Genomic DNA, 22,247 nt, shown 5'->3' with positions numbered 1-22,247 from the left:
TGCCCGCCAATGCGGGCATCGCGGTTCGGCCAGGCCGCTCAGTGCCTGCCCTTTTTCTTCTTGCCGCCCTTCGCCGCCTTGCCTGACGACTTGCCGCGGGCGGCCTCCGCCTTGCACTTCTTGTGGCCCTTGCGGCATTTGACCTCCGCCGCCGGCGCGGCCTTTTTCGCCGCGCCTTTTACGCTGACGTCATCGGAAGTGTCCGCCGTCTGCCCGGCAGTGCTACGATTGACCCTGCGCGCGCCGTTGAAGCGCGCGCTCCAGTAGCTCTGCGTCAGGTTGGACACCTCGATGTTCTTGCCGGTTCGCGGCGCGTGGATGAACTTGTTGTTGCCCATGTAGATGCCGACATGGGAATAGTTGAAGCCGCGCGTGTTGAAGAACACCAGGTCGCCCGGCACCAGTTCGGCCCGCGCCACCGACTTGCCCACCTTGGCCATTTCGGCGGCGGTGCGCGGCAGGTTCACCCGCAGCGACTTCTGAAATACATAGCGGATGAAGCCGCTGCAGTCCAGGCCGTCGTCGGGCGTGTTGCCGCCGAAGCGGTAGGCGACGCCCAGCAGGCTCATCGCTTGCAAAAGCAGGTCGCCCACCGCATCCTCTTGGGGCGCGGCGTATTTGGAGATGGGGTCGTCCGGTTTGTCCGGCGCCGCGCTTTCGGCGGCGGGCTTCCCCTCTGCTGGAGCCTTGTCCGGTGTAGCCTTGTCTGGCGCGGCCTGGGCAAAAACCATGAAGCCCGCCAGCGCCAGCGCTGATAAGCGGAGTTGCAATTTCATAGGCCGCACTCTATCGGACGGGACCGGGAGTGTAAAGCCAGGCGGGACAGTGGAAAGCACATGATTCGGGAAACCTTGATTGCAATGCGGGACTTACCGCGACTAAGAGAAATCAGCGGAATTTTGATTCGTCATGGCCTGGGGGAGTTCGCCCAGCGGCTCAAACTGCCGCGCGCGGTGGAAAAGGCCGGCGAGTGGCTGAATCTCGGCCTGCCCGACGGCGCTGCCGGCCAACCCACCGCAGTGCGGGTGCGGCTGGCGTTCGAGGAGCTGGGGCCAACTTTCATCAAGCTGGGGCAGATCCTGTCCACCCGGGTGGACGTATTCCCACCCGACTGGATAGACGAATTCGAAAAACTGCAGAACCAGGTGCCGCAAGTGCCCGCCGCCGCGGTGAAGAAGCTGATCCGCGAAGCGCTGGGCGCCGAGCCGGACGAACTGTTCGCCGAATTCGACATGCGCCCGATCGGCTCCGCCTCCATCGCCCAGGTGCACCGCGCCCGGCTGCCGGACGGCCGTGAAGTGGCGGTCAAGCTGCGCCGCCCGGGCATCATGGAAAAGGTGGAGGCCGACCTGCGCATCCTGGCCCACCTCGCCCACCTCTTGGAGCTGGAGTTTCCCGAGCTGCGCCGCTACCAGCCCTCCAGCATCGTCGCCCAGTTCTCGCGCTCGCTCAGGCGCGAGCTCGACCTGGCGATAGAAGCGCGCAATATGGAGCGCTTCGCCAAGGACTTCGCCGACGATCCGCACGTCGTCGTCCCCAAGGTGCATTGGCAATACACCCGGGCCGCGGTCAATGTGCAGGACTTCGTCGACGGCGTCTCCGCCGGCGAACTGGCCCGGCTGGAATCGAGCGGGCTGGACCCGGTGTTGCTGGCGCAACGCGGCGCCGACGCGGTATTGAAGATGATACTGGTCAACGGCTTCTTCCACGCCGACCCCCACCCCGGCAACGTGTTCTTCCTGGCCGAGCACCGCATCGCCTTCATCGACTTCGGCATGGTGGGCCGCATCAGCCACGTGCGGCGCGACGAGATCGTCGACTTGCTGTCTGCGGTGGCCGAGCACAACGAGCACGGCATCATCGACGTGCTGGTCGAGTGGACCGGCAACACGCCGGTGGACATGCAGAAATTCGCCGACGAAGTGGGCGAATTCATGTTCCAGTACGAACACGTGCCGCTGAAGGGGCTGAACATCAGCCAGCTGATCGCCGACATCATGACGCTGATCCGCAACCACGGCATCGTGCTGCCGCCGGACATGGCCATGCTGTTCAAGGCGCTGATCACGCTGGAGGGCCTGGGCCGCCAGCTCAACCCCGACTTCCAGCTGGTCGCGCACATCACCCCCTTCGTCAAGGAGTTGATCGTCGCCCGCTATCATCCGGCGGCGCTGCTCAAGCGCGGCCGCCAGTCGCTGTCGGAAGGGCTGGAGATGATCACCGGCCTGCCGCGCGACCTGGTGCGCATCGGCCGCGACATGCGCCACGGCAAATTCCGCGTCAACCTCGACCTGCAGCGGCTGGACAACTTCGGCAAGCAGCTGGACCGCAGCAGCAACCGGCTGACCATGGGCATCGTCACCGGCTGCCTGATCATAGGCTCGTCCATCGTGATGACGGTGAACGCCGGCCCCAAGCTGTTCGGCCTGCCCTTTTTCGGCTTCGTCGGCTTCATGCTGGCGCTGTTCAACAGCGTGTGGCTGGTCTGGTCGATCTGGCGCTCCGGCAAGGACTTATAAGCCGGCAAGCAGCCATTGGAACCATTGGCAATAAGGAAAACTGCGGCGTCAAGTCGACGGCGGACAGGTCGATAGCAGGGGGTGCGCCCATCAGGACATCGCCATGAAAATCGCCTCCGCCACCGTCAGCCTTGGCAGCAGCTTCAGCCAGAGCCAATCCCTCAGCGTCACACAGACCCTCGCCGTGCAGCAACCAATGCCGCAAGCCGACAGCGTGCAGCTGAGCAGCCAGGCGACCCAGTCCAGCCTGCTCGACCATCTGGCCTCGGACAAGGACGCCGTCTACAGCTTGATCGAAGCGATACTGGAGAAAGCCTTCGGCGTCCACTTCAAGCTGCTGCGCCTGTTTCCGCTCAACCCAGACCAAACGCAAGCGCCGGCCGCAGCCCAGCCCGAAGTCAGCGCGCAGCAGGACATAGATTACCAGGAGCAGCAGCGGCTCAATTTCACCGCCAGCGGGCAGATCACCACCCAGGACGGCAAGCAGTTGCAATTCTCGCTGAACATGCAGATGCAGAGCAGCTATCAATACCACAGCAACCAGCGCTACCAGTCCGGCGGAGCCGCAAGCCACGACCCGCTGATGGTCAACCTGGCTAGCAACGCCGGCAGCCTGGACGGCGCCAGCGTCAGCTTCGACCTGCAGGACAACGGCCAGATGGCGAGCCTGCCCTTCTCCAGCCAGGGCGGCTGGCTGGCTCTGGACAAGAACGGCGACGGCAAGATCAATGACGGCAGCGAGCTGTTCGGCCCGCAGTCGGGCAATGGCTTCGCCGACCTGGCCAAGCTGGACAGCAATCACGACGGCGTGATCGACGAGAACGACCCCGCCTTCGCCCAGCTGAAGATCTGGACTGGCCGCGACAGCAGCGGCAAGGACCAGCTGCTATCGCTGAAGGATGTCGGCATCGGCGCCATCCTGCTGCCCAGCGTCGACGCGCCGCTGACGCTGCGCGCCAATGCCAGCGACCCCGCCCCGCAAGCGCAGATGCGGCGCGCCGGCGTCTTCGTCAAAGACGACGGCGAAGCCGGCATGATCAGCCAGCTGGACGTCTACGGCTGAGCGCCTATTGCGGCCGGCTGACGATGTCGGCCTTGAACCATTTGCGCGACAGCGCCTGCAAGGTGCCGTCGCGCTGCAGATGGCCTATCGCCCGGTTCACCTCGGCCAGCAGCTGCGGATTGCCCTTGCGCACCACCACGCAGGCATCCTCCCGCGCCAGCATGCGCCCGGCCGGCACCAGCTCGCCCTTGCTCTGCAGCGACAGATTGAACGCCGCCAGCCGGTTGATCACGATGGCATCCACCTCGCCGCGGCGCAGGCCGTCGTACTTGGTCGGATCGTCCTGATACAAATGCACGTGGGCCTGCGGCGCATGGGTCCGCAGCCATTGCTCGTAATTGGAACCCGAACTGACGCCGACATGGGAGCCGGCCAGATCGCCGGCGTTCTGGAAACGCGCCAGGTCCGCCTTGCGCACCACCAGCTGCAAGCCGGAATAGGTATAGGGAATGGAAAAATCGAAGCGCTTGGCGCGTTCGGGCGTCGCCACCACCTGGTTGATCACCACGTCCAGCCGCCCGGCCGCCAGACTGTTCAGCATATGCTCCCACAGCACGGTCTGGAAACGCGCCGCCACCCCCATCTGCGCCGCCAGCGCCCGGCCGAAATCCACTTCGAAGCCTTGCAGCCGGCCGTCCTTCATCTGGCTGTACGGCGGAAACGTCCCCTCCAGGCCGATCAGCAAGGCATGATCGCGCTGCACCCTCGCCCACGGGCCGTCGCCCGCCCGCGCCAGCGGCGCCAGCAGCAGCGCGCACAGCGCCCACCTCCCCCACACCGCCACCGTCATATCGCTTCCCTCCCCGCGCCTCACTGGCATTAAGGGCAAGCCCCATCTTTACAAAATAGGCGATGGCCGCCGGCCGGCCAGGAAAAAGCGGGGGAAATTCCTTTTCCGACAAGGCATTCCGCGCGCGGCAACCCAGAGCGGCGGCCATGCTTCCGCGCCGGGCTGAGGAAAAAAACCTTGAAAAACACGATTGACTCTGCAAATGATAATTATTATCATTTTCAAAAACCCACACAGGAGCAAGTCAGATGAACGCCATGCTGGTAGGGGCCGATACCCTGGGCAATATCCCCGACGTGCTGCAGAACTACGGCATCACCATCCACCGCCACTTGAGCGGCCGCAACAGCTCGCACCAGCGCAAGGTGGACCGTCTGCCCGCAGGCACCGACCTGCTGATCCTGTTCACCGATTTTCTCGGCCACAACGTGATGCGCCATTTCCGCGACCTGGCCGCCGAGGAGAAGATCCGCTTCATCGCCTGTCGCCGTTCCGTCTGCGCGCTCAAGCAGTCGCTCACCGGCGCCGGCATGTGCGAAAACCCGTGCGCCGCCTGCCCGCAACGCGCCAGCGAAAAGGCCGGCAAGCGCAAGCGCTGACCGGCCGCGGCAAAGCTTCTCTCTAAGCTCTACCTTTGTAGATTGACGAGCCGGCGCAAGCCGGCTCTTTTTTCGCCTCAGCCTTCCGCCAGCCGCACCGCCGGCGGCTGCCAGCGGCGCTGGCGCCAGTCGTTCTGCCGCTGCCGGTCCATGAAGGTCCACGCCACCAGGCGGCTCTGCTTCTGCCCCTGCGCCATCGGCACGGTCAGGCTGTGGGCGCCCGCCTGCCGCAGCGCGCGCTGGATCGCGGCCAGGCTGGCCGATTTGGACACCAGGCTGGTGAACCAGTACACCCGCTCCGCCAGCGCCGCGCTCTCTTCCACCATCCGGCAGACGAAGGCTTCCTCGCCGCCCGCGCACCACAATTCGCGGTTCTGCCCGCCGAAATTGAGCTTGGGCGAACGCTTGCCGCCGTCTTTGCCCAGATTCTGCCATTTGCGCCGCGAGGCGGCGTCGGCTTCGGCCTGGGAGGCGTGGAACGGCGGGTTGCACAGCGTCAGGTCGAAGCATTCATCGGCCGCCAGCACATGGCGGAATATCGACTGCGGCGAGGTCTGCCGGCGCAGCTCGACATGCGCCGCCATCTCGGGATTGGCCGCCAGAATGGCCTGGGCGTTGCGCAGGGCTTCGTCGTCGACATCGGTGCCGACAAAGCTCCAGCCGTACTCGGCATGGCCGATCAGCGGGTAGACCGCGTTGGCGCCGGTGCCGATATCCAGCGCGCGGATGCCGGCGCCGCGCGGAATGCCGGTCTTGTGCCCGCGCGCCAACAGATCGGCCAACGCGTGGATGTAGTCGGCGCGGCCGGGAATCGGCGGGCACAGATAGCCGGCGGGAATGTCCCAGCCGTCGACATCGTAAAACAGCTTGAGCAGCGCCCGGTTCAGCGCCCTCACCGCCGCCGGGTCGGCGAAATCCACCGACTCGTCGCCGAAAGCGTTCTTGCCGACATGCGCGGCCAGCCCGGGAAATGCCGCGATCAGCGCGGCGAAATCGTAGCGTCCCTGATGGCGGTTGCGCGGGTGCAAGCGGGCGGCGGGCGGGGCGGACGGTTTGGCGGGCATGGAAACTCCTGAAGCGGCGATGCGAACCGGGGCGATCCGCCCCGGCGAAAGGCGACACTATACCCAAGTTGGCCCGGCGGCGCAGGCCGCCGCGCTAGGCCGGCGCCGCCGCCAGCGCCTGGGCCCGGCGGTCGAACCACTCGCGCAAAGCGGGATCGAAAGCCTCCGCCAGCCTCCGTGCCTGCTCCCACGCCGCCTCGGCCTCGCCGCGCCTATCCAGCCGCCGGCAGGCACGCGCCCGCTCCAGCAACAAAAACGCCTGGTCCACGTCTTCCGGGCCATTGGCGGCGATCAAGGCCAGGCCGGCGTCGGCCGCCCGCAAAGCCGCCTCGGCGTCGCCCAGGCGGTTTTCCACCAGCGCCTGCAGATAGCGCGCGCGTTCGCGGTTCAGCCAAGTGCCGGCCCGCAGCCACAAGTCATGCGCGCGATCGGCGCCTTGGCGCATCGCCTGCGCCACCGCCTCGTCCGCTTCGTCCAGCTGCGGATGGTCCAATAGCGCGGACACGATATTGTTGAGCGCGGCGGCCAGCGCCGCGTCCTGCCCGCTGGCCGGCGGCAAGGACTCGGCCAGCAGCGGCGCCAGCGCCTGCGCAGTTTGCCGCGGCGGCTGCCCGGCCGCCAGGTGCTGCAAGCTGGCGAAACGCACCACGCGGCCCGCCAGTTCGCCGCTGACGCCGCAGGCTTCGGCCAAACGGGCCTCCAGTTGCCGGGCATCCGCCTCCTGTCCCCCCAGGCCGGCGGCCACGGCGGCGCTGCGCAGCAGCCGGGGCGCGGCGGCTCGCGACAGCAGCTTTTGCTGCAGCGACCAGGCGGCTTGCCAGCCGCCCTGCGACTCGCCGACCACATGGTTGATCAGCCAGCTCAGGCTGGACAGTTCTTCGTCGCTCAACGGTTCCGCATCCGCCAGCAGACGCAGCCCTTCGGCCGCCGCCGGCAAATCGTCGTCATGATCGGCAAGCAGTTTCTGCAGCATCCGGCTGGGTTCCATCATTCCGCTCCTGGTTCGAATTCAGACCGAATCATGACAATGAATTAATCGGCCGCCAAGAAAAAACCGGCTGCCGCCGGTTTCGTCATTCCTTCATGCGCCTACTCGCCCTGCCCCGCCCGGCGCGCCGCCTGCTGCAACAAGGCCAGCTGCTGCGAGAACTGGCGGCAATTGCCGCACAGCAGCAGGTGCATTCTCAGCTTCAGGTGTTCGCCCGTGGTCAACGGCCGGTCCAATCCGGCGGATATCAGCCGGCTGGCCGCGCGGCAACTCAACTTCATAGCTCGCCCTCCCGGCTCCAGCGTATGGAAAAACATTCGCGCAGGCTCATCCGCGCGCGGTACAGCAGCACCGAACAGTTGGTCGCGGTGATCTCCAGATTGTTACAGATGTCGGCGATTTCCATACCCATCACCTCGCGCATCACGAACACCATCGCGGTGCGCTTGGGCATCACCTGCGAGCATTGCTCGAACACCTGCCAGAACTGCCGCGAAATCAGCTGCGATTCCGGCCCGCTCCAGGCCTTCACCGGCTCGCGCCAGTGGCCATCCTGGCTGAACAGTCCATCGAAATCGCCGTCGTCGGCTTCGTCCTCCAGCGATTCGAACAGCTTCTCCTTGCCCTTGCGCCGCATGCCGTCTATCAGCTTGAAGCGCAGGATGGAGGTGAGCCAGGTGCGCAAGGTGGACTTGCCGGAGAAATTGTTCTGCGACTCCAGCGCCGCCAGCAGCGTTTCCTGCACCGCCTCCTCGGCCGCGTCGCGCTCGCGCAGCTGCGCCAGCGCGTAACGCAGCAGGTAGGGCCGCTCCTGCTCTATCAGTTGGGCGTCTATCATCCGGGTCTACTCCCTGCAGAATTCCACCGCCTGGTCCAGGCGGTCCACCGCCAGCACTTTCAGGCCCTCGATTTCCTGGCGCGGCTTGTTGGCCGTCGGCACGATGGCGCGGGTGAAGCCGAGCTTGGCCGCTTCCTTCAGCCGCTCCTGCCCGCGCGCCACCGGCCGCACTTCGCCGGCCAGCCCTACTTCACCGAACACCACCAGCTTTTCCGGCAAGGGCTTGTCGCGCAGCGACGACACCATTGCCAGGATGATGGCGAGGTCGGCCGCCGGCTCGATGATCTTCACCCCGCCCACCGCGTTGAGGAACACATCCTGGTCGAAACAGGCGACGCCGCCGTGGCGGTGCAGCACCGCCAGCAACATGGACAGCCGGTTCTGCTCCAGGCCCACCGCCAGCCGCTTGGGCTGGCCGCCGTGGCAATCGTCCACCAGCGCCTGCACCTCCACTAGCAGCGGGCGGGTGCCTTCCTGGGTCACCAGCACGCAGGAGCCGGCGACATCGTCGCGGTACGAGGACAGGAAGATGGCCGACGGATTGGACACGCCTTTCAGGCCGCGGTCGGTCATCGCGAACACGCCCAGCTCGTTGACCGCGCCGAAGCGGTTCTTGATCGCGCGTATCATCCGGTGGCTGGAATGCGAATCGCCCTCGAAATACAGCACGGTGTCCACCATGTGCTCCAGCACGCGCGGGCCGGCCAGCGAGCCGTCCTTGGTGACGTGGCCCACCAGCAGCACGGTGATGCCGCTTTGCTTGGCCATCCGCGTCAGTTGCGCCGCGCATTCGCGCACCTGCGACACCGAGCCCGGCGCCGAGGTGACGTGCTCGGTGTACAGCGTCTGGATCGAGTCGATCACCACCACTTCCGGCGGGTCGTTCTTCAGGGTGGCCAGGATGTTTTCTATGCAGATTTCCGCCAGCAGGTTGACGCTGCTGGTATCCAGCGCCAGCCGCGAGGCGCGCAGCGCGATCTGCTGCGCCGACTCCTCGCCCGACACGTACAGCACCTTGCGGCGCTGGCCTATCACCGACAGCGCCTGCAACAGCAGCGTGGACTTGCCGATACCGGGGTCGCCGCCGATCAGCACCACCGCGCCGCGCACGATGCCGCCGCCCAGCACCCGGTCCAGCTCGTCGATGCCGGATGGGTCGCGCGGGGTTTCCTCGGTCTGCACTTCGGACAGCCGCTGCACCTTGGTGACATTGGCCGCCCACGACTGGAAGCGCGGGCCGGCCGCCGCCGGCGTGGACACCGCTTCGGTCAGGGTGTTCCAGGCATTGCAATGCGGGCATTGGCCCTGCCATTTGGGCGTCTGCCCGCCACACTCGGTGCAGCTGAATACGGTTTTGGTTTTGGCCATCGGAAAAATCAGGACAAGGTGGAAGGAGTCAAGGCGGGAAGGATAGCAGGAGCGGCGCGAGCGGGCTCTGGAAAAACGCTCAACCCGGCGCGCGGCCCGGATCGGTCTTGTTCAGATCCTGGATGATGTTGAGCAGGCGCTTCTGGTCCGGCTCGCCCTTGCCGCTGGACTGGCGCGCGGCGCTGCCCGCGCTGCTGGGGCTGCCGTTGCGCATCGCCGCCAGCACCGCCTCCACCTGCGGGTCGTTCTTGGCGGCGCGGTCGGCCTCTTCGCTGGTGAGCGGCTTGGGGCCGTCGCCGTTCTTGCCGCCCGACATCGCGGCGCTGGCCGGCCGGTCGGCCGACATCGCCGCGCTGGAGCCGGTCGGTTTTTCCGGCGGCGGCGCCATCGTCTCCAGCTTGTTCTTGGCCATGTATTCGTTCATCTCGCGCCAGCCGGCGTAAATCGACGCCTTGTCTGCCTCCGGATTGCGCAGATAGCACTCTTCCAGCGAGCGGCCGGTCTGGCGGCAGGCCGCGCCCACCGCCTTGTCGGAATCCTTGGTCAAGCCGGAAACCGTCCCCACCCAGTTGCAGCCGGCCAGCGCCAGCAGCGTCGTCAGCAAAACCAGTGCTTTCATCTTGTTCCCGCCTTGTTCACGATTGCGGCTTTCGCAGGTCCAGCTCCACCACCTCGCCGCTGCGGCCGCGGCTGTCGCCGCCCAGCCAGTACAGCAGATGCGGCATCAGGTCGGCCAGCTCGCCGCGCTCGCTCTTGGCCTCGCCCGGGTGGGTGCGGTTGCGCTGCGGCGAGTTGACCGGTCCCGGCGTCAGCAGGTTGACGCGCAGATTGGCGTGCATCTCCCACTCGCTGGCCGCCACTTTGGTCAGATAAGGCAGGCCGGCGTTGGACGCGCCGAAGCCGCCCCAATACGCCGCCGGATGCAGGCCATGGCTTTCGCCGACGAACAGCACCGACGCGTCCGGCGCCGCCTTCAGCAGCGGCAGGCAGGCGCGCGTCAGCGCGAACGGCGCCACGGTGTTGATCCGGTACTGGTTCATCCATTCTTCTATGGTCTGGTTCGACAGCGGCGACAGCGCGTAAAAATGCGAGGCGCAGTGGAGTATGCCGTCGAGCCGGCCGAATTCGCGCTGGATGGTCAGGGCCAGGTTGCCGAACTCATTCTCGCCCGCGTTAAGGAGGTCGAGCGGCGCCGCCGCCGGTTCCGGCGCGCCGGTGGCCACCACTTCATCGTAGACCTTCTCCAGCCCCTTGACGCTGCGCGCGAGCAGCACCACCGCGGCGCCGTGGCGGGCAAACGTCAGCGCCGCCTCGCGGCCTATTCCCTGGGAGGCGCCGGTCACCAGGATCACGCGCCCTGCCAGGGCATCTTTGGCAAACTCTGTTTTCATTGTCGTGCTTTCATCCGTAAATCCTGCATCACCGCTGCCGCCGCGGCCACCCCGCTGCGCGCCGCGCCTTCCAGCGTGGCCGGGTAATCGGGACATGCCCAATCGCCGGCCAGATAAATTCCTTCCGCGCCGCTGCGGACCGTTGCCCGCCGCAAACCCACCGCGCTGGCGAAAGTGGCGCGTTTTTCCACTATCACCTTGCATTCGATCGGCTGTTCCAAATGAGGCGCCAGCCGACGCACGTCGTCCAGCACCGCGCGCACCAGTTCGTCCTGCTCCGGCAGCGCCGGCGGCGCGCTGAGCACCGCCGCCACCAGGCCGGCCTCTCCGCACAGCGCCTCGCGGTCGAACAGCCAGTCGGCCGCGCCGCCGCGCACGCCCATCATCGGCGCCGGCAAGCGCGGCGACGCCGCGAAGCGCAGATAGACGGTGACGATGGGACAGTAGCGGTAATCCTGCAACTGCGCCCGCAAGCGCGGCTCGTCCAGCAAAGCGGCCGCATGGTAGGGAGCCGCGGCCAACACCACGGCGTCGTACGCCTCGCCATCCACCAGCAGCCTGCCCGCCTCCCGCGACAGCCGGCGCACCCGGCAGCCCAGACGCAAGTCCGCTCCCTGGCCGGCCAGCCAGCGCCAAGCGGGCTCGGGAAACAGCGCCGACAGGTGGCGCGCCGGCAGCAGCAGGTCGCTGGCCGCGCGGCGCGCGCCCAAGCTGTCGCGCAGCACCGTCGCCAGCACCTGCATCGATGCCTGCTCCGGCGGCGTGTTCAGCGCCGACAACACCAGCGGACGCCAGAATTCGCGCAGCGCCTCCTCCTGCTGTCCGTGGTCGCGCAGCCAGTCGGCCACCGCGCAGTCCTGGGGCAAGCGATAAGCGGCGGCGCGCAAACCCAGCAGCGCCCGCGCCAGCTGCCATTTGGCCGACCAGCCCAGGCCGCGCGCCGCCAGCAGGCCGGCTGCCAGGTGCAGCGGCGCCGGCCAGCGCGGGCAGCGCATGTCCACCCCGCCCTCGCGCCGCCACTGCAGCGGCAGGCGGCGCAGCAGGCTTTCGGGCTCGGCCCCCACCCGCCGCATCAGGCGCAGGCATTCTGCATAAGCGCCCAAGAGAATGTGCTGACCATTGTCAAACCTGTCGCCATCCGTGCCGACCTGGCGCGCGCGGCCGCCGGGTTCGCGTCCGGCTTCCAGCACGGTGAGGTCCGCCTCTCCGGCCAGCTCCACCGCGGCGGCCAGGCCGGCCCAGCCGGCCCCCACCACCGCCACCCTGGGCTTCACGGCCGGTAGCCGAGAGTCCAGGTTTTCCAGGCCAGCCACAATTTGCGGCCAGTGCCCAGCGACAAGCGCTGGTTCAGCACCTTGGCCGGGCCGTCCTGCTGGATTTCCCGCAGCGTGGCGCGGTAGATGGCGGCCATCAAGAGGCCCGGCCGCTGCGACTTGCGATCCGCCGCCGGCAGCAGCTCCCATGCCTTGCGGTAGTGCTCCTCGGCGCGCTCGATCTGGAAGGCAATCAATTGCTTGAACGGCTCGCTTTCCTCGTAATGCAGGATGTCCATCGCCGGGCAGTTGAAGCGCTGCAGCTCCTCCATCGGCAGGTAGATGCGGTCGCGGCGCGCGTCCTCGCCGACGTCGCGGATGATGTTGGTCAGCTGGAAGGCCACGCCCAACTCATGCGCATACTCCAACGTACGCTCGTCGCTATAGCCGAAGATGCGCGCCGCCAGCTGGCCCACCACGCCCGCCACCCGGTGGCAATACAGCAGCAGGTCCTGGAAACGCTGGTAACGCACCATGGACAGGTCCATCTCCATGCCGTCTATGATTTCCTCCAGTTGCTCGCGCGGCAGCTGGAAGGCCGACAGATGCGGCAGCAACGCGCGCATCACCGGATGATCGGCCTCGCCCTGGTAGGCCCGGCCCACCTGGCCCCGCCACCAGGCCAGCTTGGCCTGCGCCACGCCCAGGTCGTGGCACTCGTCCACCGCGTCGTCCACCTCGCGGCAAAAGGCGTACAGCGCGGTGATGGCGCTGCGCCGCTCGGCCGGCAGAAAGCGGAAGCTGTAATAGAAACTGGAGCCGCTGGCCGCGGCCTTGTCCTCGCAATACTGATCGGGCGTCACGCGCCTCTCCTCTGCTGCCGCCGGCGCCGCCCGGGCGCCGGCAAGATTCCCACCGCGGGCGCCGGCCTCATACGGCCCGGCATGCCCGCCACATCATGTATATCCAATCCAGGCCGTTCAGCTTGGGCCGCTGCCTGAACACGTCGCCGCCCGAGGCGTGCAGCTTCTTCAGGATGCGCTCGCCGCCCAGGATGATCAGCCGCAGCTCCAGGCCCAGGCGCCCCCGCAGCGTGCGACCCAGCGGCGCGCCGGCCTGCAGCATCTTGCGGGCGCGCTCCACCTGGTACAGCATCATGCCGCGCCAGGCGGCGTCGCACTGGCCGGCCTCGATCCGTCCTTCCTCCAGCCGGAAGCGCGCCAGGTCGTCCTGCGGCAGGTAGACCCGGCCTTTTTGCCAATCCACCGCCACGTCCTGCCAGAAATTGATCAACTGCAGCGCGGTGCAGATGCCGTCCGACTGGGCCAGGCTGCGCGCGTCGTCGACGCCGTACAGCGCCAGCATCAGCCTTCCCACCGGATTGGCGGAGCGGCGGCAGTAATCGACCAGCTCGGCGAAGCTCTGGTAGCGCGTCTTGACCACATCCTGGCGAAAAGCCGACAGCAGGTCGTGAAACGGCTGAAACGGCAGCCCATGCGCGGCGATCGCCGCCGCCAGCGGCCGCATCAGTTCGATCTGCGGCTCGGCGCCGGCCTCGATCCGCGCCAAATCGGCGGACAGCCGGTCCAGTTCGGCCAGCCGCGCGGCCGCGTCGGCGTCGCCCTCGTCCGCCACATCGTCGGCGTAGCGCGCGAAATGATAGATCGCATGCACCGCCCGCCGCATCCGGCGCGGCAGCAGCAGCGAACCTACCGGAAAATTCTCGTAATGACCAACCGACATCCGCGCCTTCCCGCCCTCATCCAGACTGCCGATTATAACCGAGCGCCCGCCCAGCCACAGCGTCCTGAGGCCTGACAATGCCATGCGCGCATGTCCTCAGCCATGCCAATCGTCGCGGCGCGGGAAATTTCACGTTTTGCGCCGCCCCGGGTTTACAAGCGCCCGTCGGCGACATATACTCGCTCCCACTGTGAATGCAGCGCATGGGGGTATAGCTCAGCTGGGAGAGCGCTTGCATGGCATGCAAGAGGTCAGCGGTTCGATCCCGCTTATCTCCACCAAAACCTGCTTCACACGCCGCCAGACGGCCCGCCCTTCCCAGGCGGACAAAAAAACAGCCCGCGCAAGCGGGCTTTTTTCATTCCTTTCGCCCACACGCCCCGCGTCGCAAATTCCCCGATCATAACTATGATCAATTTAAGCCGGGCGCGCGCCCGCGCCGGTCCCACCCAACCGTTGCGACGACATCCGCCATGACGAGCAAGCCCCACCTCTCCTCGGCCGCGCGCTGGGCGGCGGCCACGCTGCTGCTGGCGCTGGCGCTGACCACGCTGGCCTGCCGGCAGATCGAGCAGCGCAATGCCGAAACGTTGCGCCAGGCCGCCAGCCAGCAGGCGCAACGAGCGCTCTCCGCCATCGTCGAGCGGCTGCAGCGCTACGCCTATGGCCTGCGCGGCGCCCGCGGCGCGGTAGTCGCCGCCGGCGACGGCCCCCACGCTCAGGAAGCCTTCCACCGCTACAGCCTGAGCCGGGAGCTGCCGCGCGAATTTCCCGGCGCGCGCGGCTTCGGCTTCGTCAGGCGGGTGCCGGAAACCGAACTGAAAGCCTTCGCCGCCGCCATGCGCGCCGCCACCGGCTTTTCCGTTCACCAGTTCCAGCCTTACCGCGCCGAGCACGCCATCATCCAGTTCATCGAACCGCTGGCCGCCAACCGCTAGGCCGTCGGCCTGGATATCGCCTCCGACCCCGACCGCCGCGCCGCCGCCCAGGAGGCGGTCGATAGCGGCGAGGCGCGCATCAGCGCGCCGGTCACGCTGCTGCAGGCGCCGCGCCTCAGCAAACAGGGCTTTCTCATCCTGATGCCTATCTACCGCGACATCCTCACGCCGGCCAGCCTGGCCGAACGTCGCGCGCAGGCGCTAGGCTGGAGCTACACCCCGGTGGTGATGCCCGAAGTGCTGGCCGGCCTGGAGCAGGATCCGCAGGACGGCTGGGTGGAGCTGAGCGACGCCACCAATCCGGCCAATCCGCTCGGCTTCTTCCGCAGCTACGCCTCAGGCTCGGCCGAAGCCGCCGTCGCCACCCAATCGGCGCCGATTTTCGGCCGCGTCTGGCGCCTGACCTTCCACGCCAGCCCCGCCTTCGCCGACAGCCTGCAGCTGCCGCCAACGCGGCTGCTCAACCTGGGCAGCTTGCTGTTCAGCCTGTTCTGCGCCGCGCTGGCCTATGCCTGGCGCAGCGAAATGCTGTCGCGCAAGCGGCTGCTGGACGCGAGAAAAGACCTCGCCACCATTGTCGAAAGCTCGATCGACGCCATCATCGGCAAGACGCTGGACGGCATCGTGATCAGCTGGAACAAGGGCGCGCAGGAGATGTTCGGCTACCACGCCGGCGAAGCCCTCGGCCGCTCGCTATGGCAATTGATCGTTCCGGAGGACAAGGAGCGCGAAGAGCACGACATCCTGTCCCGCATCGCCCGCGGCGAGCGCATCGCCCATTTCCAGACGGTGCGCCGCCGCAAGGATGGCAGCCTGATCGACGTGGCGGTGTCGGTGGCGCCGATCTACGGCGACAACGGCGCGGTGATCGGCGCGGCCAAGACGGTGCGCGACATCACCCGGCAAAAAGCGATGGAAGCGGAGCTGCTGGCGCTGAATACCAGGCTGGAAGAACAAGTGGCGGAACGCACCTTGCAACTGGAAGGCGCTCGCCGCGACCTGCGCACGGTGCTGGACTCGGTGCCCTCGATGATAGGCTACTGGGACAAGAATCTGGTGAACCGGGTGGCCAACCATGCCTATCACAACTGGTTCGGCCTAGAGCCCGACAGCCTGCCCGGCACCCTGCTGCCCGACCTGCTGGGCGAGGCGTCGTTCTCCATCAGCCGGCCGCACGTGGAAGCGGCGCTGCGCGGCGAATCGCTGCGCTTCGAACGCACCCTCCCCGATCTGGACGGCAACCCCCGCCACACTCTGGTCCATTATCTGCCCGACGTGATGGACGGCGAAGTGCGCGGCTTCTACTCGGTGGTGCACGATGTCACCGAACTGGTTGAAGGCCGGCTGCAACTGGCGGCGGCGCTGCGCGAGAACCAAGCCTTGCTCGGCATCATCAACGAGCAGCTGCAATACGCGGTCACCGACCCCGAGGGACGCTTCCTGGAAGTCAACGACCGCTTTTGCGAGATCAGCGGCTATCGCCGCGAAGAGCTGCTGGGCCGCAACCACCGCATGCTGGCCGAAGGCCTGCACGACGAGCCGTTCTGGCAGGGCATCCGCCAGACGCTGGACCGCGGCGAAGCCTGGCACGGCGAAATCTGCAACCGCGCGCGCGACGGCTCGCTGCGCTGGGCCGATACCGTGATCGTCCTCCAGCGCGACGGCGACGGCGCGATCGAACGCGTGATCGCGCTGCGCATCGATGCCACGCGCCGGCGCCTGATCGACGCCGAAGTCAGCCGGCTGAGCCTGCTGCTGTCCAATGTGCTGAGCGCCGCATCGGAAGTTTCCATCATCGCCACCGACCGCGACGGCCTGATCACGGTGTTCAACGCCGGCGCGGAGCGGATGCTGGGCTATGTCCAGGATGAAATGGTGGGTCGCTGCACGCCGGCCCGCTTCCACCTGGCCGACGAAGTCGCGGCCCGCGGGCGCGAACTTAGCCAACAGTACGGCGAAGACATCGCCGGCTTCCGGGTATTCGTCCATGTGCCGGAATCGGCCGGCGCGGAAATCCGCGAATGGACCTATGTGCGCAAAGACGGCGGCCACGTCGCCGTCTCGCTGGCGGTCACCGCGATGCGCGACGGCGACGGCGCCATCAGCGGCTATGTCGGGATCGCCACCGACATCGCCGAGCGGCGGCGCTCGGAAATGCAGCTGCGGCAAGCCAAACAGCAGGCGGAACAGGCCAATCAGGCGAAAAGCCGCTTCCTCGCCAATATGAGCCACGAAATCCGCACGCCGCTGAACGCGGTGCTGGGCCTGCTGCAGCTGCTGCAGCGAACGCCGCTGGACATCCGCCAGCAGGACTACGTGGCCAAGACCCGCGCCGCAGCCAATTCACTGCTGGGGCTGCTCAACGATATCCTGGACTTCTCCAAGATCGAGGCCGGCAAGCTGCAGCTGGACCCCCACCCCTTCGCGCTGGACGACCTGCTGCGCGACCTGGGCATCATCTTGTCCGGCAGCCACGGCGACAAGGACGTGGAGCCGGTGTTCGAAATCGACCCGGAACTGCCGGCCGCGGTGATAGGCGACCGGCTGCGGCTGCAGCAGATCCTGATCAACCTGGCCGGCAACGCGATGAAGTTCACCGAACGCGGACAGGTGATCATCAGCGTCGGGCAGATCCTCAGACAAGGCGACGCGACGACGCTGCACTTCGGCGTCAGCGACACCGGCATCGGCATCGCCGCGGAACAGCTCAAGCGCGTGTTCGATGGCTTCACCCAAGCCGAAGCGTCCACCGCCCGCCGCTTCGGCGGCACTGGGCTGGGGCTGGCAATCAGCCAGCGGCTGGCGCGGCTGATGGGCGGCCAATTGGAAGCGCAGAGCGAACCCGGCCGCGGCAGCCGCTTCTGGCTGGAAATCACGCTGAAAATCGCCGATCCCGCGCCGCTGGTGGCCCCCGGCGGGAAAGCACTGCGAGTGCTGATCGTCGACGACAACCCGCTGGTGGGAGAAGTGCTGGGCCACACGCTGCAGGCCGCCGGCTGGCATAGCGACTACATCGCCAGCGGCGCCGAGGCCGCGCGCGCGCTGGAGGCGGGCCGCCGCTACGACGCGGTGCTGCTGGACTGGCGCCTGGCCGGCAGCGACGGCGTGGAAACCGCGGCCCGCCTGCGCGCCGCCGGCGCCGGCAAGCCGCCGGTGCTGATGATGGTCACCGCCAACGGCCGCGAGACCCTGTCGCACATCGCCGACGCGCCGTTCGCCGAACTGCTGACCAAGCCGATGACGCCGCGGCAACTGATCGAGTCGGTGCAAGCCTGCCTGAGCGGCCGCGCCGGGCCGCCCTGCCAGATCGCCGCCGAGCCGCGCCTGCCCGGCATGCGGCTGCTGCTGGTGGAGGACAACGCGCTGAACCGGCAGGTGGCGTCGGAGCTGCTCGCCCTTGAAGGCGCGCGCGTAGAGCTGGCGGAAGGCGGGCTGAGCGGCGTGGAAAAAGCCACCGCGGCCGACGCCGATTACGATGTGATCATCATGGACATGCAGATGCCGGACATAGACGGCCTGGAAGCGACGCGGCGCATCCGCGCCAGCGGCTGCGAATCGCCGATCCTGGCGATGACCGCCAACGCCAGCCCCGCCGACCGCGCCGAATGCCTGGCCGCCGGCATGGACGACCATATCGGCAAGCCGATAGACATCAACCAGCTGGCGCCGCGGCTGCTGGCACTGTGCGGACGCGCGCCGCGGACCGAAGCGGCGGTCGTCGGCGTCGCGCCCGCCTTCGACATCGAACCGGAGGAAGTCGTGCTGCGGCGTTTCGGCCAGCAGGCCGACACCATGCGCAACGCCCTGCGCCGCTTCATCGAGGAAGCGGAACTGCTGGCCAATTTGCTGCAACTGCAGCTGGAAAGCGGCGACGCCGCGCAGCGGGCGGCGACGCTGCACTCGCTCAAAGGCATCGCCGCCACGGTCGGCGCCGCCGCGCTGGCCCGCCGTGCCGGCGAATTGGAGCAATGCGCGAAACCGTCGGCGCCGCGCCCGCTGGATGCCGATGCTTGGCGCGAAGCCGCCATGGCGCTGCAGCAGCTGGCAAAAGACAGCGTGCGCCAGTTGGCCCGCCGCCTGCCCGAACCGGTCGCGGCTGCCGCGCCGGCCGCCGCGCCGGCGCTGTCGATTCAGGAATGGCGCGAGCGGCTGCAGGCGATCCAGCCACTGCTGGAGCGCGGCAACCTGGCCGCCATCGACCTGGCCACCGCGCTGCTGCCGCTGGCGGGAGAGCGCATGCGGCCGCAAGTGGAAAGCCTGGTGGCGCAGGTTGGACGATTGCAATTCGCGCCTGCCCTGCATCTGCTCAAAACCCTGATCGAAAGCGAGCCATGACATGGACCAATCCCTGAACCAGTTGCCCGGCGTGCCGCGGCCTCGGATCCTGGTGGTGGACGACCAAACCGCCAACATCTTGCTGATACGCGAATTATTCAAGGACGAGTGCGAGATTTTCATGGCGCTGGACGGCGAACAGGCGATCGCGCAATGCCAGGCGCTGATGCCGGACCTGATCCTGCTGGATCTGGTGATGCCGGGCATAGACGGCTTCGAGGTCTGCCGCCGGCTGAAGGAGGATCCGCGCACCCGCGCGGTGCCGGTGATCTTCATCTCGGCCCAGCGCGAGGAGGCCGACGAAGCGCGCGGCTTCGAGCTAGGCGGCGTCGACTACATCGTCAAGCCGGTCAACCGCACCATCTTGCGCGCCCGGGTCCGCACCCACCTGGCGCTGAAATTCCAGACGGACCTGCTCAATTCGATCGCGCTGATGGACGGCCTGACCGGCGTGGCCAACCGCCGCAAGTTCGACGAGGAGCTGCAGACCAGCTGGCTGCTGTGCGCCAGGCAGCGCCAACCAGTCGCGCTGCTTCTGCTGGATGTGGACTACTTCAAGCGCTTCAACGACCGCTACGGCCACCAGGCCGGGGACGACTGCCTGCGCCAGGTGGCGCAGGCAATGCGCCGCGCGCTGCAGCGGCCGCACGATCTGGCCGCGCGCTACGGCGGCGAGGAATTCGCCTGCATCCTGCCGGACACCGACCGCGAAGGCGCCGCGCACCTGGCGGAAACCATCCTGCAATCGATACGCGAGCTGGGCATTCCGCACCAGGACTCCGAGCTGGGCGGCGCCGTGACCGCCAGCATAGGCGTCGCCGTCGCCCAGCCGGAGCCGGACACCGCGCCGCAGTCGCTGATCGAAGCCGCCGACCGCCAGCTCTACCAGGCCAAGCGCGCCGGCCGCGCCCGCGTCAGCGCGGCCTGAGACGCTTCAGATCTGCACCAGATCCCTGGCGCCGGCGGTCAGCGTGGACACGTATTCCGCCGTGCGCGCCTCGCGCGGCTGGCGGAAAATCTGCGCGGCGGGGCCAGCCTCTACGACGCGCCCGCCCTCCAAAAACACCACATCGCGAGCGACGCTGGACGCCAGCCGCAGATCATGGGTGGCCATCAGCATGGTGACGCCGTCTGCGGCCAGCTGGCGCAGCACCGCCACCACCTCGGCCGCCAGTTCCGGATCCAGCGCCGACGTCGGCTCGTCGCACAGCAAGAGCTGCGGCGACGGCGCCAGCGCGCGGGCGATCGCCACCCGCTGCTGCTGGCCGCCGGACAGGGTGGACGGCCAGGCATCCGCCTTGTGCGCCATGCCCACTTTGTCCAGCAACTCGCGCGCGCGCCGCTCGGCCTTATCGCGCGGCCAGCGCTGCACGGTCAACAGTCCCTCCATCACGTTCTGCAGCACCGTCTGGTGCGGAAACAGCTGGAAACTCTGGAACACCATGCCGGTGACGCGGCGCACGCGCAGCACGGCATCGCGCGACAGCTTTCTGCCCGGCTCGAAACGCAAGGTTTCGCCGGCGAGCTGCAGCTCGCCGCCATCCGGCGTCTCCAACAGGTTGGCACAGCGCAGCAGCGTGCTCTTGCCGCTGCCGGACGGGCCGATCAACGCGGTGACGCCGCCCTCGGCCAGCTCCAGGCTGACATCATGCAGCACGGTCTGCTCGCCGAAAGATTTGACGATGCGGCTCAGCTTGATCATGACGCGGCTCCCACCGGCGCCACGTGCCGGTCAAAACGTTTTTCCAGCCGCTCCTGCAGCCAGGTCAATACCGTGCTCAACAACAGGTAGATCAGCGCGGTCTCCAGATACAACAGCAGCGGCTCATAGGTGGTGGCCGCTATGCGCTGCGCCGCCTGGAACATTTCCGGCACCGTCAGCACCGCCGCCAGCGAGGTGTCTTTCACCAGCGAGATGAAGGAATTGGCCAAGGGCGGCACCGCCACCCTGCCCGCCTGCGGCAGGATGGTGCGGCGCATCGCTTGCGACCAGCTCATGCCCAGCGAATTCGCCGCCTCCCACTGCGCCTTGGGCACCGAGGCGATCGCCGCGCGTATCACTTCCGAAGTGTACGCTCCCACGCTCAGCACGAAGCCGAGCAAGGCCGCCGGAAACGGATCGAACACGATGCCGACGCGCGGCAGGCCGTAGAAGATCACGAACAGCTGCACCAACAGCGGCGTGCCGCGCACCAGCCAGGAATAGCCCCGCACCAAGAGCACCAGCGGGCGCGGCCCGAACAGCCGGATCAACGCCACCAGCAGGCCAAGCGCCAGGCCGCCGGCGAACGACAGCAGGGTAAGCGGCACGGTGAATACGAAGCCGGCGTAAAGTAGCGACGGCAAGGAGTCCGCCATCAACTGCAACCACGGGGGCATTGCCGCTCCTCAACTCAATGCGACACGTCGGCGCCGAAGTACTTGTGGGACAGCTTCTGATAGCTGCCGTCCGCCTTGATGCCAGCCAGCGCCTTGTCGATCGCCGCCTTCAGCTCCGGGCTGCCTTTGCGCAGGAGCACGCCGGAAGCGTCGCCATTGGCTTCGGTGGCCGCCACTTTCAGACGGGAGGCCGGCTGCTTCTTCTTGAAGTCGAGGAAGGACAAGCTGTCGTTGATGGTGGTTTCCACTCGGCCGGACTCCAGCAAAGCCACCGACTCGTTGAAACCCTGGGTCGGCACGATTTCGGCGCCGTAGCGCTGCGCCAGCTTGCCGAAGTTGCTGGTCAGGGTATTGGCCGATTTGCGGCCTTTCAAGTCTTCGAAGCGCTTGATGTCGCGGTTGTCGTCGCGGACGATCAACACCGCCTTCGACACGATATAGGGCTCGGAGAAATCGTATTTCTGCTTGCGGGCGTCGGTGATGGCCACTTCGTTGATCACCACGTCGTAGCGCTTCACGTCCAGGCCGGCGATCAGGCCGTCCCACTTGCCCTCGACGAATTGCGCCTTCACGCCCAGCCGCTTGGCGATGGCTTGGCCCAGTTCCACGTCGAAGCCGGTCAATTCGCCGGCCGGGTTATGATAGGTGAACGGCGCGTATGTGCCCTCGGTGCCGATCTTCAGCACGCCCGCCTTGCGGATGGCCGCCAGATCGTCCGCCTGCGCGGCGGCCGCGCCCAGGGTCAGCGCCAGCGCCAGTACTGCATTCAGTTTTTTCATCTTCAGGTTCTCCGCGATATCCAGGATCGCCGCCGCAGCGGCGGGCATGTCGGCACCTTAACAGTCGCAACATAGACCTCAAAGTAATAATATTTTTCTTATTTATTTCTTTTGGAAATATAAATACCCATAACGCCTGCGCCTCGCCCGCCAAACAGCGCCACGGCTAGTCAAATCGGGTAATTTGTCCGATTTTTTGA

20 protein-coding genes, 1 tRNA gene and 1 pseudogene are annotated in these 22,247 nt (G+C 67.1%); 7 read left to right on the top strand and 15 right to left on the bottom strand.

Annotated elements, in window-relative coordinates; translation table 11 throughout:
- Nucleotides 1-38 precede the first annotated feature (38 nt).
- On the bottom strand, nt 39-776 hold the full coding sequence (locus tag U6115_RS09610) for a C40 family peptidase (RefSeq protein WP_043576229.1): 738 nt from the start codon (nt 774-776) through the stop codon (nt 39-41).
- A gap of 123 nt (nt 777-899) precedes the next feature.
- Between U6115_RS09610 and U6115_RS09605 the strand changes: the two genes are divergently transcribed.
- Both U6115_RS09605 and U6115_RS09600 read left to right on the top strand, forming a co-directional pair.
- Entirely contained in the window at nt 900-2,519 is a 1,620-nt protein-coding gene (locus U6115_RS09605) for an ABC1 kinase family protein (protein WP_309137399.1), read from the top strand.
- Nucleotides 2,520-2,622: 103 nt separating this feature from the next.
- Nucleotides 2,623-3,582 (top strand): hypothetical protein, encoded by a 960-nt coding sequence (locus U6115_RS09600; protein WP_052258097.1) that lies wholly within the window; start codon nt 2,623-2,625, stop codon nt 3,580-3,582.
- A gap of 4 nt (nt 3,583-3,586) precedes the next feature.
- Here the strand turns inward: U6115_RS09600 and U6115_RS09595 are convergent, their stop codons facing one another.
- A complete protein-coding gene (locus U6115_RS09595; RefSeq protein ID WP_043575996.1) occupies nt 3,587-4,372 on the bottom strand; it encodes a transporter substrate-binding domain-containing protein in 786 nt (261 codons plus the stop codon).
- 248 nt (nt 4,373-4,620) lie between these two features.
- On the opposite strand from U6115_RS09595, the gene U6115_RS09590 reads away from it, so the two are divergent.
- On the top strand, nt 4,621-4,971 hold the full coding sequence (locus U6115_RS09590; protein WP_043575998.1) for a DUF2325 domain-containing protein: 351 nt from the start codon (nt 4,621-4,623) through the stop codon (nt 4,969-4,971).
- Nucleotides 4,972-5,048: 77 nt separating this feature from the next.
- Here the strand turns inward: U6115_RS09590 and rlmF are convergent, their stop codons facing one another.
- The 10 genes from rlmF to hpnC all read right to left on the bottom strand — a co-directional run bounded on the left by rlmF (nt 5,049) and on the right by hpnC (nt 13,616).
- Nucleotides 5,049-6,035, bottom strand: coding sequence for a 23S rRNA (adenine(1618)-N(6))-methyltransferase RlmF (gene rlmF / locus U6115_RS09585; protein WP_043576000.1), 987 nt, complete (start codon nt 6,033-6,035; stop codon nt 5,049-5,051).
- 94 nt (nt 6,036-6,129) lie between these two features.
- Nucleotides 6,130-7,026, bottom strand: coding sequence for a hypothetical protein (locus U6115_RS09580; protein ID WP_059184263.1), 897 nt, complete (start codon nt 7,024-7,026; stop codon nt 6,130-6,132).
- A 98-nt stretch (nt 7,027-7,124) separates the two neighbouring features.
- On the bottom strand, nt 7,125-7,304 hold the full coding sequence (locus U6115_RS09575) for a zf-HC2 domain-containing protein (protein ID WP_043576004.1): 180 nt from the start codon (nt 7,302-7,304) through the stop codon (nt 7,125-7,127).
- Nucleotides 7,301-7,861, bottom strand: a complete 561-nt coding sequence (locus tag U6115_RS09570) for a sigma-70 family RNA polymerase sigma factor (protein WP_043576016.1) — start codon at nt 7,859-7,861, stop codon at nt 7,301-7,303. The genes U6115_RS09575 and U6115_RS09570 overlap by 4 nt, the downstream gene beginning before the upstream one ends.
- Before the next feature lie 6 nt (nt 7,862-7,867).
- A complete protein-coding gene (radA, locus tag U6115_RS09565; protein WP_043576018.1) occupies nt 7,868-9,229 on the bottom strand; it encodes a DNA repair protein RadA in 1,362 nt (453 codons plus the stop codon).
- A 79-nt stretch (nt 9,230-9,308) separates the two neighbouring features.
- Nucleotides 9,309-9,848: a hypothetical protein gene (locus U6115_RS09560; RefSeq protein ID WP_043576021.1), complete on the bottom strand. Its 540-nt coding sequence runs from the start codon at nt 9,846-9,848 to the stop codon at nt 9,309-9,311.
- A gap of 16 nt (nt 9,849-9,864) precedes the next feature.
- A complete protein-coding gene (locus tag U6115_RS09555; protein WP_043576024.1) occupies nt 9,865-10,620 on the bottom strand; it encodes an SDR family oxidoreductase in 756 nt (251 codons plus the stop codon).
- Nucleotides 10,617-11,894 carry a hydroxysqualene dehydroxylase HpnE gene (hpnE, locus tag U6115_RS09550; protein WP_043576026.1) on the bottom strand — a complete coding sequence of 426 codons (1,278 nt, stop codon included), beginning with the start codon at nt 11,892-11,894 and terminating at the stop codon, nt 10,617-10,619. Before hpnE ends, U6115_RS09555 begins: the two co-directional genes overlap by 4 nt.
- Nucleotides 11,891-12,736 (bottom strand): presqualene diphosphate synthase HpnD, encoded by an 846-nt coding sequence (hpnD, locus tag U6115_RS09545; RefSeq protein WP_043576029.1) that lies wholly within the window; start codon nt 12,734-12,736, stop codon nt 11,891-11,893. The genes hpnE and hpnD overlap by 4 nt, the downstream gene beginning before the upstream one ends.
- A gap of 67 nt (nt 12,737-12,803) precedes the next feature.
- Complete coding sequence (hpnC, locus tag U6115_RS09540; protein ID WP_043576030.1) at nt 12,804-13,616, bottom strand: squalene synthase HpnC; 813 nt, start codon at nt 13,614-13,616, stop codon at nt 12,804-12,806.
- Between the two features lie 205 nt (nt 13,617-13,821).
- Between hpnC and U6115_RS09535 the strand changes: the two genes are divergently transcribed.
- From U6115_RS09535 to U6115_RS09520, 4 genes and pseudogenes are all read left to right on the top strand, one after another.
- Nucleotides 13,822-13,897: transfer RNA gene (locus U6115_RS09535), tRNA-Ala, on the top strand.
- Nucleotides 13,853-14,854, top strand: a pseudogene (locus U6115_RS09530) (CHASE domain-containing protein); the annotation flags it as partial. The gene U6115_RS09535 and the pseudogene U6115_RS09530, both read left to right, overlap by 45 nt.
- Nucleotides 14,855-15,079: 225 nt before the next feature.
- Nucleotides 15,080-18,889, top strand: coding sequence for a PAS domain-containing hybrid sensor histidine kinase/response regulator (locus tag U6115_RS09525; RefSeq protein WP_231882409.1), 3,810 nt, complete (start codon nt 15,080-15,082; stop codon nt 18,887-18,889).
- A 1-nt stretch (nt 18,890) separates the two neighbouring features.
- Entirely contained in the window at nt 18,891-19,817 is a 927-nt protein-coding gene (locus U6115_RS09520; RefSeq protein ID WP_043576033.1) for a diguanylate cyclase domain-containing protein, read from the top strand.
- Nucleotides 19,818-19,823: 6 nt separating this feature from the next.
- Here U6115_RS09520 and U6115_RS09515 read toward each other — a convergent pair whose 3' ends face one another.
- The 3 genes from U6115_RS09515 to U6115_RS09505 are packed head-to-tail and all read right to left on the bottom strand — an operon-like array spanning nt 19,824 to nt 22,047.
- On the bottom strand, nt 19,824-20,591 hold the full coding sequence (locus U6115_RS09515) for an amino acid ABC transporter ATP-binding protein (RefSeq protein ID WP_043576036.1): 768 nt from the start codon (nt 20,589-20,591) through the stop codon (nt 19,824-19,826).
- Nucleotides 20,588-21,268: an amino acid ABC transporter permease gene (locus U6115_RS09510; RefSeq protein ID WP_043576040.1), complete on the bottom strand. Its 681-nt coding sequence runs from the start codon at nt 21,266-21,268 to the stop codon at nt 20,588-20,590. The genes U6115_RS09515 and U6115_RS09510 overlap by 4 nt, the downstream gene beginning before the upstream one ends.
- 14 nt (nt 21,269-21,282) lie before the next feature.
- Nucleotides 21,283-22,047, bottom strand: a complete 765-nt coding sequence (locus U6115_RS09505) for an amino acid ABC transporter substrate-binding protein (protein ID WP_043576235.1) — start codon at nt 22,045-22,047, stop codon at nt 21,283-21,285.
- Nucleotides 22,048-22,247: the final 200 nt, after the last annotated feature.

Origin of the sequence: Chromobacterium subtsugae, assembly GCF_035919665.1 — a bacterium.
GTDB classification, from domain to species: domain Bacteria; phylum Pseudomonadota; class Gammaproteobacteria; order Burkholderiales; family Chromobacteriaceae; genus Chromobacterium; species Chromobacterium subtsugae.
Note: the sequence above shows the minus strand (reverse complement) of the source record. Positions and strands in the feature narration are given on the sequence as shown.